Genomic DNA, 12086 nt, shown 5'->3' with positions numbered 1-12086 from the left:
GAAAATTGCTTGAACGCCACATCCGCAGACTGTAACCTATGTGTCTTCCCTAGGTGTTACCTATGTTGCTCTTGACATTTATGCCGCCCCTACAAACCAACCCGTAATGTTACACAAATCAGCATTGCCCCGTAGGGCGGGGTGACCCCACCCCGCCGTGCGGTTTACCCGTAATGTCGCAATTGCCGTTGGGTCGCGGGCGGGGCAATGCCCCGCCCCTACGGTGTGGTATATTTTTGTTGCCACGCAATCCCGTGATGGTTCGGCGTTTCCGGCAGGTTTGTAGGGGACGCATAAATGCGTCCCGTGCGGTTTACCCGTCAGGCTGCGTTTTCCGGGTAGCTGCAACGGGCGGCATTTATGCCGCCCCTACGGTTTACCCGCTATGTTGCGGCAACCAAAACCCCGCATAAATTTACACTGCACGCCGTATCGCTATACTTTCCAAAATTGCAACAATAAAAATGTAATTTTGCGCAAATGTTCACGATGCTTTATTTTGTAAAGTTTTTTGTCTTTGTGTGTCTAAAATTCCGTTTTAAGGTTGACATAACGGCAACTTTAGGTTAATATATAATAGTCATTATTTACAACTGTCCACCGTGTAAAAACACTGTGTTCGGGAGAAAAATCCTCTCCCTGTTCGGACAGCCGGGGGGCTGCCTGCGCAAGTTGCGGATACGGCAAAATATAGGAGGTTTTGTACACATGAAAAACACCAAGCAAGCCATTGCGCTGGCATCTGCTGCGGCCCTGAGCCTCAGCCTGCTGGCCGGCTGCGGTGGTGCTGCCAGCTCTTCCGCTGCCACCAGCAGCGAGGTCAGCAGCACCGCTACCGCCGATAGCACTTCCTCTGACGGCACCATTGTTCTGGCAGAGACCGGCTTTGAGGGCAAGTTCAGCCCCTTCTTCGCCGCTTCTGCTTCCGACCAGGATGTTATTGACCTGACCCAGCTCGGTCTGCTCGGCGCTGACCGTAAGGGCGAGATGGTCCTGAACGGCATCGAGGGCGAGACCCGCGAGTACAACGGCACCGAGTACACCTACCACGGCACCAGCGACTGCACCGTTACCGAGAACGCCGACGGCACTGTCACCTACGACATCAAGCTGCGCGACGACCTGAAGTTCTCTGACGGCGAGCCTGTTACCATCGACGACGTCATCTTCTCCATGTACGTCTATCTGGACCCGACTTATGACGGTTCCGTCACCATGTACTCCACCCCCATCGTCGGTCTGGAGGAGTACCGCAATTCTATGACCACCCTGTCCAAGCTGATCGCTGAGGCAGGCGAGGACAACACCGACTACACCAACTTCACCGAAGAGCAGCAGAAGGCTTTCTGGGATGCTGTCAACGACGGCGGCGTGAAGTTCGCTCAGGAAATCGTTGACTACATGCTGGCCAACGGCGCTACCGACGTTGCCTCCGCTGCTGCCGGCTGGGGCTTCGACGGTCTGGCTGCCGATGCCACCGCCAAGGACTTCTTCCTGGCAATCGGCGCTAAGTACGACTGGAACTTCTCCGCTATGGAAGCCGAAACTGCCGGTACTGCTCTGTCTGACCTGATCCCCGAGGACGTCTACGCTTACGCCACCACCGGTGTCGCCGTTGGTGCCGACGTTCCCAGCGTTGCCGGCATCGTCAAGACCGGTGACTACAGCATGACCCTGACCACCAGCGAGCTGTCCACCACCATGATCTACCAGCTGCAGATGCCCATCGCTCCTCTGCACTACTACGGCGACAAGAGCCTGTACGACTACGACAACAACTCCTTCGGCTTCCCCAAGGGCGACCTGAGCATTGTGCGCTCCAAGACCGGCGCTCCCATGGGCGGCGGTATGTACACCTTCAGCAAGTACAGCGACGGTGTTGTTTACCTCGATGCCAACCCCACCTACTTTGACGGCGCTCCCAAGATCGCTCACGTCAACATGAAGGAAACCCAGGAAGCCGATAAGATCACCGGTGTTCAGGCCGGCACCATCGACATCTCCGATCCTTCCTACTCTCTGGAAGTTGCCGACCAGATCGCCGACATCAACGGCGTTGAGGGTGAGGACGGTCCCGTCATCACCACCCGTCTGAAGGACTGCCGCGGCTACGGCTACATCGCCCTGAGCGCCAAGAACGTCAACGTTGGCGGCGACCCCGCTTCCGAGGCTTCCAAGGATCTGCGCAAGGCCATCATGACCGTCATCGCTGCTTACCGTGATGAGGGCATCAACTCCTACTACGGCGATACCGCTACCGTTATCAACTACCCCGTTTCCAACACCTCTTGGGCTGCTCCCTCCGTCACCGATGACGGCTATCAGGTCGCTTACTCCACCGGCGTGGACGGCGAGCCTCTGTACACCGCCGATATGCAGGGCGAGGATAAGTATCAGGCTGCCCTGCAGGGTGCTCTGGGCTACTTCGAGGCTGCCGGCTACACCGTCACCGACGGCAAGCTGACCGCTGCCCCCGCCGGCGCTAAGCTGGAGTACCAGGTCAACATCGGTGCTTCCGGCAACGGCGACCACCCCTCCTTCCAGACCCTGACCAACGCGGCCGCTGCTCTCAAGACCATCGGCTTCAACCTGATCGTCAGCGACATGGCCAACGCTTCTGACCTGTTCGCTTCCTACCAGTCCGGCGCTGCCGAGGGTTGGGTCGCTGCCTGGCAGTCCACCAATGACCCCGACATGTACCAGCTGTACCACAGCCAGGGTTCCACCAACTACTACGAGATTGCTGACTCCGACCTGGATGAGCTGATCATGGCTGCCCGCCAGACCACCGACCAGGAAGCCCGTAAGGCCATGTACAAAGAGGCTATGGAGATCATCCTCGACTGGGGTGTTGAGCTGCCCGTCTACCAGCGCAGCGAGGCTACCATCTTCTCCACCGAGCGTATCAACATTGATACCATCGCGAAGGATATGACCCCGTACTGGACCTACAAGTCTGAGCTGAACAACATGGAGCTGAACTAAGTTTTAACTTCACCCTGCGTTCTGCTTAAACAGCAATAAATAGCGACCGTTCCGGCGCTTTATAACGCCGGAACGGTTGCTGTGTCTAAATATACGACACAAAAACAGCCATACTATGCACATTCAGCCATAATATGGTTGTCCCACTCCCCCGCAGGGGGTCAGCCCTTGCGGGGGACGGGGATGCCCATATTCCGGCATATCCCTGCAAAATCCCTGCATAAAAACAAACGCGGCCACTGCCGTGCAAGGAAGGAACGAAATAACCCGTGCGTAATTACATCATCAAGCGAATCGCGCAGTCGGTACTGATCCTGTTCTGTGTCATGTTCATTATCTACGCGCTGATCCGCAGCCTGCCCAGCTCCTTTGCCGAAACCATGGCAATGCAGCTGGCACAGGCCCCCGGTGCAAAACCCTACAAGGAATGGCTGGATCAGCTCAATGCTGCTTACGGTCTGGACATGGACATTGTCCCCGGCTTCTTTACCTGGCTGAGCAAGGCGATCGTCGGCAACTTCGGCGACAGCTGGAAGTGGAACGTCCCCGCCGTGCAGAAGTTCCAGGAGGTCGTGGGTCTGTCCGTCGTTATGGGCGGCATCTCCTTTGTGCTGTCCCTGATCATCGCCGTGCCTCTGGGCGTGGTGGCTGCCACCAAGCAGTACTCCCGCGCGGACTATGTCATCACCTCTGTGGCGCTGGTCGGCATCTCTCTGCCCACCTTCTTCTTCGCCACGCTGCTCAAGCTGGTATTCTCTGTCAAGCTGGGCTGGTTCGACCTTTACGGTCTGGTCGGGCGTGACTATGCCCAGCTGGACGCCATGGGTCAGTTCCTTGACAAGGCAAACCACCTTGTGCTGCCCATCGTTACGCTGGTCATCGTGTCCATCGGCGGCTATATGCGCTATACCCGCACCAATATGCTGGAGGTGCTCAACGCCGATTACATCCGCACCGCCCGCGCCAAGGGTCTGTCCGAGCGCACGGTCATCTACAAGCACGCTTTCCGCAACACGCTGATCCCGCTGGTCACCATCATCGGCGGCAGCCTGCCCGGTCTGTTCAGCGGCGCGCTGATCACCGAAACGCTGTTCTCCATCCCCGGCATCGGCTACATCTCTTACCAGTCCATGGTCGCGGGCGATATCCCGTTCACCATGTTCTACCTGTCCTTTATGGCAGTGCTGACGCTTGCCAGCAACCTGCTGACCGATATCCTGTACGGCGTGGTTGACCCGCGCGTGCGCATTTCTTAAAGAAAGGAGTATGCCCCTATGAGTGAAAATACCCAGAACACCACCCCCAACAAGGAGCAATATTCCTTGAACGACGACCGCCGCGTCAAGGTACTCAGCCCCGGCGCACTGGTCGCCAAGCGCTTCTTCCGCAACCGTCTGGCCGTCGTGGGTCTGTCCATGCTCGTTGCCATGTTTGTCTTCTCCTTCATCGGCGGTCTGGTCAGCCCCTACGGGCAGGACGAGCAGTTCTACACCTACGCCGAAATGTCCAAGGAGTATGTCGGCGTTACCCGCAACGACACCATGCGTTTTGTGGTGGCTGACGGGCAGGACTTCGGCTCCATTGCGCAGAGCAAGGCGCTGGACGCCTTCAAGAAGGGCGAAACCGAGTTCGTCTATAAGGACGTTGCCTACACGCTGGACAGTTTGTCCGACGATCTGTACGTTGTCAAGCAGGGCAGCACCATTCTGGGCTACGCTGCCCGCGACCTCGTCAACGCTGCCGACGGCGCTGCCGCGCTGAGCTTCAATGCCAAGCTCGCCGGTCTGACCGCCATGGTCAACGACGAAACCGAGTTCACCGCCGACGGCGAGACCTACCAGCTGGATGACGGCGACGTCAAGCTGGGCGGCGACACCGTGGCGTACATCAGCCGCTTTGTCGTTTCCGCCGCCGACCCCAGCATCGTGGTCAGCCGCGATTTCAAGGACCGTCTGGAAGAAACCCTCGATGCCGACGGCGTCAAGTTCGACTACACCGATGAAGCCGGCAACACCGCCGAGTACGACATCGTCTACGATGCCTCCACCAAGGTGTGGAGCGTCAAGCAGATGACCGCCACCTACATCTATGACCGTTACGCCGCCCCCAGCAAGGAACACTGGCTGGGCACCGACACCAACGGTATGGATATGCTGACCCGCCTGATGTACGGCGGCCGTGTTTCTTTGATCATCGGCTTTATCGTCGTGTTTATGGAAACCGCGCTGGGCGTTCTGTTCGGCGGTCTGTCCGGCTACTTCGGCGGCTGGGTCGATAACATCATCATGCGTGTGGTGGACGTGTTCTACTGCATCCCCTCGATGCCCGTCATCATCATCATCGGTGCCGCCATGGACGCCATGCACCTGGATTCCTGGACCCGTATGATCTACCTGATGCTGATTTTGGGCTTCCTCGGCTGGCCGAGCATCGCCCGTCTGGTCCGCGGTCAGATTTTGAGCCTGCGCGAGCAGGAGTTTATGATGGCGACCGAGGCGTGCGGCATCAAGGTTTGGCACCGCATCTTCCGCCACCTGATCCCCAACGTTATCCCGCAGCTGATCGTTGTCTGCACCATGGGTCTGGGTTCCACCATCCTGACAGAGGCGACCCTGTCCTTCCTGGGTCTGGGCGTTAAGTATCCCTTCGCTTCCTGGGGCAACATCATCAACGACGTCAACAACGCCTATGTTATGACCAACTACCTGTTCATCTGGATCCCCGCCGGTATCTGCCTGCTGATCACCGTTCTGGGCTTCAACTTTGTGGGTGACGGTCTGCGCGACGCCTTTGACCCCAAGATGAAACGCTGATCGAAAGGAGAAACACACGATGGCTAAGAAACAGGAAGGGTATCTTTCCGCTAAAGAATCGCGGCGTATCTCCAAGGAAAACCGCCGCATTACCGACCGTTACGAAAAGCAGCGCAAGCGCCGCAACGTGACGGAGTCTGAATATGTTACCGAGATGAAGGACCCCGCCAATGCGGTGGAGTTCGACAACCTGCACACCTACTTTTTCACCGATACCGGCGTTGTCAAGAGCGTGGACGGTGTTTCCTTTGAAGTCCCCATCGGCAAGACCGTCGGCGTCGTCGGCGAGTCCGGCTGCGGCAAGTCCGTCACCAGCCTGTCGCTGATGCAGCTGCTGCAGCGCCCGCAGGGTCAGATCGTGGATGGCGCCATCCGCCTGAACCTCGGCAACGGCAAGGCGTACGACATTGCCAAGACCCCCAACGAAAAGATGCAGGGTCTGCGCGGCAACTATGTTTCGATGATCTTCCAGGAGCCTATGACCAGCCTGAACCCGGTGTTCCGCATCGGCGCCCAGATCGACGAGGTCATTGCCCTGCACGAGGGCGAGGGCAAGAGCAAGGAGGACATCAAAAAGCGCACCATCGAGATGCTGGAAACCGTCGGCATTGCCAACAGCGACGGCGTGTATGAGATGTACCCCCACGAGCTGTCCGGCGGTATGCGTCAGCGCGTTATGATCGCCATGGCGCTGGCCTGCAACCCCAAGATCATCATCGCGGACGAGCCGACCACTGCGCTGGACGTTACCATCCAGGCGCAGATTTTGGACTTGCTGCGCAGCCTGAAGGATAAGATCAACTCCTCCATCATGCTGATCACCCACGACCTCGGCGTTATTGCCGAAATGGCGGACTACGTTGTCGTTATGTACGCGGGCCGCGTGGTCGAAAAGGGCACCGCAGAGGAAATTTTTGCCCACCCCAGCCACCCCTACACCATCGGTCTGATGGCGTCCAAGCCCGTTGTCGGCAAAAAGGTGGATCGCCTGTATTCCATCCCCGGCAAGGTGCCCAACCCCGTGGATATGCCCAACTACTGCTACTTTAAGGACCGCTGCGAGATGCAGCTGCCCTGCTGCGAGGGCGAGTACCCCTGCGAGATCAGCCTGTCCCCGACGCATAAGGTCAGCTGCTATCGCTACTACGAAGAAAACAGAAAGGCGGGTGAGTAACGCATGGCAAAGGCAAACAATGCCCCCGAACTGGATTACACCCCCGTTGAGTACGATCCCCAGTATATTTTGCAGGTCAATGCGCTGAAAAAATACTTCCCCATCAAGGGCGGTCTGCTGTCCCAGACCGTGGGTTACGTCAAGGCGGTTGACGGCGTTACCTTCAACCTGCGCCGCGGCTGCACCATGGGCCTGGTCGGCGAATCCGGCTGCGGCAAGTCCACGACCGGCCGTACCATCCTGCGCCTGCTGGGCGAAAAAACCGGCGGTCAGGTGCTGTTCAACGGCAAGGAAGTCTACGATATGACCCCTGCCGAGATGCGCGCTTTGCGCACCAAGATGCAGATCATCTTCCAGGACCCGTTCTCCAGCCTGTCCCCGCGTCTGCCTGTCGGCGAGATCATCGGCGAGGCGGTGCGCGAGCACAATCTGGTACCCAAGGCTGAGTTCAATGACTACATTGACCAGGTCATGGACAACTGCGGTCTGCAGCCCTACCACAAGACCCGCTACCCGCACGAGTTCTCCGGCGGTCAGCGTCAGCGTATCTGCATTGCCCGCGCTCTGGCGCTGAACCCCGAGTTTGTCGTCTGCGACGAGCCGGTTTCCGCACTGGACGTGTCCATTCAGGCGCAGATCATCAACCTGCTCAAGGACCTGCAGGAAAAGTACAAGCTGACCTACCTGTTCATCAGCCACGACCTGAGCGTTGTCGAGCATATCTCCGACACCGTCGGCGTTATGTATCTGGGCAATCTGGTCGAGTACGGCGAAACGGCGGATATCTTCAAGAACCCGCTGCACCCCTACACCAAGGCGCTGTTCAGCGCCATCCCCATCCCGGACCCCACCGTCAAGCGCGAGCGCATCGTGCTGCAGGGTTCGATCCCGTCCCCCGCAAACCCGCCGCAGGGCTGCAAGTTCCACACCCGCTGCCCCTACGCCACCGAGCGCTGCAAGACCGAATGCCCCACCCAGCGCGAGATCGAGCCGGGCCACTATGTAGTCTGCCACCTGTTTGACAAATGAGAAAAGATTCTTTTGAGGACGACGGGCGCACCGTTGCCGATATGAGCGGGCTGGAGGCCCACCCGATGCTGCGCCCCGGCCGCAAGGCAAACCGCACCCCCGAACCGCCGAACGACCGCCCGTGGGAGCAGGACACCCCCTGGACCTTTAAGGAAAAGCTGTGGGCGGTGCTGGGCGTGCTGAAGGCCACCCTGCTGATCGCCGCGGTGTATCTGGCAGGTCTGGGCGTGCTGCTGGCACTGCTGTTCCTGCTTTGGAAATAAGCGAATCCCCTCTCCGCCGCAAGGCGGAGAGGGGATTTTGTGTTATCCGCAGGGGCGGGGCATGCCCCGCCCGCGACTTTGCAATAACGCAACAACCTTCCACATAAAATCAACATACCATCGTCATAAAAATCCAAAAATTGCATAAAATGTGAACAATCATTGCATGAAATGTAAACATTAGCACTCTCGGCTTGACAGTGCTAATTTTGGTGCTATAATGAAGTTGTTCAAAGGGAAAGGAACCAGCGGAAAGCAAAACCCCGACCCCGATGAACAAATCAAATTTGTATCACAAAAGTCAACCGCCCGCCAACAGGCGGCCGATGAAAATTGGAGGAATGACTTATGATGATGGTTCCGTATATGTTTAACAATGGTTTTCTGGATGACTTGTTTGACGACAAGTGGGAGCGCGACTTTGAGCGCGCTATGCGCCATGCCGAGCCTAAGAGCATGTTTGGCAAGCATGCCGCCAACGTTATGAAAACCGATGTCCGCGAGACCAAGGACGGCTACGATGTGTTCGTTGACCTGCCCGGCTTCAAGAAAGAGGACGTCAAGCTCGATTTGGAGAACGGCTACCTGACCATCACCGCCAACCGCAGTGAGGATCTGGACGAAAAGGACCAGGAAGGCCACTACATCCGTCAGGAGCGCTGCACCGGCAGCTGCGCCCGCAGCTTCTATGTGGGCGAGGAGCTCAAGCCTGAGGATGTCACCGCCAAGTTTGAGAATGGTATCCTGAGCCTGAAGCTGCCCAAGGCAGAGCCTGCCAAGCTGCCCGAAAAGAAACCCACGATGATTGAAATCGAGGGCTAAAACAGCATAAACAGCGGGGAGGCCCCGGTACGAACGTACCGGGGCCTCCCCGTTTTTTGTTTTGTGCGCAGCGGGTTTCACACCGTGTCCCACTCGACAGGCCGGCGGAACAGGCGTATGACCTCGGCGCGGTCGTCGCTTTGGCCCAATGCCCACATCAATTTTACGGCGGTGGCCTCAGGGGTCATATCCCGCGCCTCCAGCACGCCGTCCAGCTCCTTGGCGGCGCGGCCTACCTCGTACACGGCAAGGTCGCTGCCCTCGTGCGGGACCTGGGTCGTGAACACGGCAAGGCGGCCGCTGTCGCACCAGCGCTGCAATTCGCGGTACATGGGGCCGTGTTCGCCGCCCGGCAAGCCGCCGACGCCGAAGCTCTCGACCACCAGTGCGCGGTAATGCGGCGCCAGCAGGGGAATGATGTCCGCCTGCATACCGGGGATCAGCCGCAGCACAAACACCGCGGGGTCCAGCCTGTCGTAAAACCGCACGGGCGGCAGGGCGGCGGGGCGCTGCAAAAAGGGGATCAGCCGCATATCGCGGAACACGGCGGTTTCGGGGTAGTCGATGCTGGAAAATGCGTTAAAGCTTTTGGTGCGGGTCTTGCGCGCGCGGGTGCCCAAAATGACCTTGTTGTCAAACACCAGCTGCACGCCCCACGCGTCGGGGCTGCAGGCGTACAAAAAGGCACGGAACAGGTTGTTACGGGCGTCGGTGTCGCGGTTGTAGATGGATTTTTGGCTGCCGGTCAGCACCACGGGCTTGGCGCTGTTCTGGATCATGTAGCTCAGCGCGGCGGCCGTGTAGGACATCGTGTCGGTGCCGTGGGCGATGACAAAGCCGTCGTAGCGGTCGTAGGCATCGTGAATGGCCACCACCATCGACAGCCATTGTTCGGGGCCGACGTTGGTGGAATCCAGGCTGCAAAGCTGCACGGCGTCGATTTGGCACAGCTCGCCCAGCTCCGGCACAAAGCTCAAAAGCTCCTGCGAGGTGATGGCGGGTGCCAGCCCGCCCGCCGCCGAGGGACGGCTGGCAATGGTGCCGCCGGTTGCCAAAAACAGAATTTTTTTCATACAAAGGTTCCTTTTAGAGAGTTGAGAGTGATTTTATTGCTATGTAGGGCGGGGCGACTTCACCCCGCCGGAAAAGCCTTTTCCCCTGGGGAGAAGGTGGCGCGCCTGCGCGCCGGATGAGGGGGAAGTGTCCGGCAGGTGCCCCCTCATCAGTCACCTGCGGTGACAGCTTCCCCCAAAGGGGGAAGCCATACAGGCGGTTTCCCCGTTTGTTTTGCGTTGCCGCCCTTAAAACTCCGCGCTGTGTTCCCCGGCGCGGATATCGTCGCGCTGCAATTCGGCCAGCAGCTCGTCGTCGTTTTGCAAAAGCAGCTTGCGGCTGTACTGCTCAAAGCGTTCGCACTCGTTTTCCGCCAGGAACGGCGCGGAATCGGGTCCCAGCGCCAATTCGTTGACAAACACCACCATCTCCTGCCCGTCGGGGAAGGCGCGCTCCATAAAATCAAAGGCGTATTCCAGGGCGTTGCCGGCGTCCGCCACGGCGTCCTCGCGGCGGCGCACCTGCGCGTTGAACTGCCCACGCACAGTGTCAAAGGCATCCTCGCCGATCATACCCGGCTCCAGCTGCTTGCCCCACTGCTGCATCAGCTGCAGCGTGCGGGTGCGGGCAGCCTGCTCGGCGGCAGTCAGCTCGTCCGCGTCCTTGGCAAGCTCCAGCCGGGCGCGGTAGCCCTCGGTCTGGTCGGCAAACAGGGCGGCAGGGTCGGTGTCGGGCTTTTGGGTCAATGCGCGCTTAAAGCTGCGCAGCTGCTGGTAGCAGGCGTCGGTCACGGCGTCCAGCTTTTGCGCGTCGGCAAAGCGGGTGTTCAGCCCTGCCAGCAGCAGGCTGATGAGGCTGATACGCTCGTCAAACGCGGCAGAAAGCGCCCTTTGCAGCACGGCATCAAACGGCTTGCCCGCCAAAATATCCGCTACACCGTAATCTTTTTTGTACTTGCGGTACAGCGCCCAGTAGGCGGCAAAGTCGCGCGCAACCTCGGGGTGGCGCAGGTATTGGGCGATCACGCCCTCGTCCGCGTCCAGACCCAGCTTGTCGGCGGCCTGCAAAAAGGCGGAAAGATCCTCCCACCCGCGGGCGGTCACAAACTGCATACCGTCCACATCGTTTTCCAGCTTGTAGAAATGCTGCGGGCGCAGCTCCAGATAGGCGGTCACGGCGGGGTGCAGCCGATGTGCGCGGGCGTAGGTCTGCCAGACAGACAGCTTCGGCTCCACGTCGATGCGGCGCACACGATCCAGCGTAACTACGTCAAATTCGCGCACACTGCGGTTGTATTCGGGCGGGTTGCCCGCCGCCACGATGACCCAGCCCGCCGGCACTGCCTGGTTGCCGAAGGTCTTGCACTGCAAAAATTGCAGCATCGTGGGCGCCAGCGTTTCGCTGACGCAGTTGATCTCGTCAATAAACAAAATGCCGCTGCGCTTGCCGGTGCGCTCCATGGCGGCGTAGACGCTGGCGATGATCTCGCTCATCGTGTACTCGGTCACGCTGCGGGTCTTGCCGCCAAAGCTGCGCTCGCGGATAAAGGGCAGGCCGACGGCGCTCTGCCGCGTGTGGTGGGTGATGGTGTAGGCCACCAGCGCAATGTCGCATTCGCGGGCGATTTGCTCCATGATCTGGGTCTTGCCCACGCCCGGGGGGCCCATCAGCAAGATGGGGCGCTGGCGGATGGCGGGTATCAGCGGTGCGCCGGTGTCGTCACAGGCAAGGTAGGCGCGCACGGCGGTCTTGATTTCTTCCTTGGCACGTTGAATATCCATACAAAACACTCCTCACAGTTCGGGCAGGTCTGCGGTTTCATGTTCGGGCAACACCGCACAATTCACGCCTGACGGCTTAAGCACCGCTTCGGCGGCTGCGGCACGGCATCTGCGTTGCCAAAATGCTCGATAATACACAAAGTATTATCTGCGCTTTTGGCTTAGC

The 12086-nt window shown here is 59.0% G+C and carries 9 protein-coding genes; 7 read left to right on the top strand and 2 right to left on the bottom strand.

The features are described from left to right. Positions 1-708 precede the first annotated feature (708 nt). The 7 genes from Q0I19_RS11370 (at position 709) to Q0I19_RS11340 (ending at position 9086) form a co-directional block, all read left to right on the top strand. The gene (locus Q0I19_RS11370) at positions 709-2985 is read left to right on the top strand and encodes an ABC transporter substrate-binding protein (protein ID WP_294759863.1); all 2277 of its coding nucleotides are present in this window, start codon (positions 709-711) and stop codon (positions 2983-2985) included. 269 nt (positions 2986-3254) lie between these two features. Next, entirely contained in the window at positions 3255-4241 is a 987-nt protein-coding gene (locus Q0I19_RS11365; protein ID WP_294759861.1) for an ABC transporter permease, read from the top strand. An 18-nt stretch (positions 4242-4259) separates the two neighbouring features. Beyond that, on the top strand, positions 4260-5798 hold the full coding sequence (locus tag Q0I19_RS11360) for an ABC transporter permease (protein ID WP_294759860.1): 1539 nt from the start codon (positions 4260-4262) through the stop codon (positions 5796-5798). A 154-nt stretch (positions 5799-5952) separates the two neighbouring features. Further along, the gene (locus tag Q0I19_RS11355) at positions 5953-6972 is read left to right on the top strand and encodes an ABC transporter ATP-binding protein (RefSeq protein ID WP_366012865.1); all 1020 of its coding nucleotides are present in this window, start codon (positions 5953-5955) and stop codon (positions 6970-6972) included. Positions 6973-6975: 3 nt separating this feature from the next. Next, positions 6976-8001, top strand: coding sequence for an oligopeptide/dipeptide ABC transporter ATP-binding protein (locus Q0I19_RS11350; RefSeq protein WP_294759858.1), 1026 nt, complete (start codon positions 6976-6978; stop codon positions 7999-8001). Beyond that, positions 7998-8264 carry a hypothetical protein gene (locus Q0I19_RS11345; protein WP_294759857.1) on the top strand — a complete coding sequence of 89 codons (267 nt, stop codon included), beginning with the start codon at positions 7998-8000 and terminating at the stop codon, positions 8262-8264. The genes Q0I19_RS11350 and Q0I19_RS11345 overlap by 4 nt, the downstream gene beginning before the upstream one ends. 351 nt (positions 8265-8615) lie before the next feature. Beyond that, positions 8616-9086, top strand: coding sequence for an Hsp20/alpha crystallin family protein (locus Q0I19_RS11340; RefSeq protein ID WP_294759871.1), 471 nt, complete (start codon positions 8616-8618; stop codon positions 9084-9086). A gap of 77 nt (positions 9087-9163) precedes the next feature. Here Q0I19_RS11340 and Q0I19_RS11335 read toward each other — a convergent pair whose 3' ends face one another. Beyond that, the gene (locus Q0I19_RS11335) at positions 9164-10159 is read right to left on the bottom strand and encodes an asparaginase (RefSeq protein WP_294759856.1); all 996 of its coding nucleotides are present in this window, start codon (positions 10157-10159) and stop codon (positions 9164-9166) included. A 228-nt stretch (positions 10160-10387) separates the two neighbouring features. Then, positions 10388-11920 carry an AAA family ATPase gene (locus Q0I19_RS11330; RefSeq protein ID WP_294759853.1) on the bottom strand — a complete coding sequence of 511 codons (1533 nt, stop codon included), beginning with the start codon at positions 11918-11920 and terminating at the stop codon, positions 10388-10390. Between the last annotated feature and the right edge of the window lie 166 nt (positions 11921-12086).

This window comes from uncultured Gemmiger sp. (assembly GCF_934561205.1).
Taxonomy (GTDB): domain Bacteria; phylum Bacillota; class Clostridia; order Oscillospirales; family Ruminococcaceae; genus Gemmiger.
This window is presented reverse-complemented; position numbering and strand designations above follow the sequence as displayed.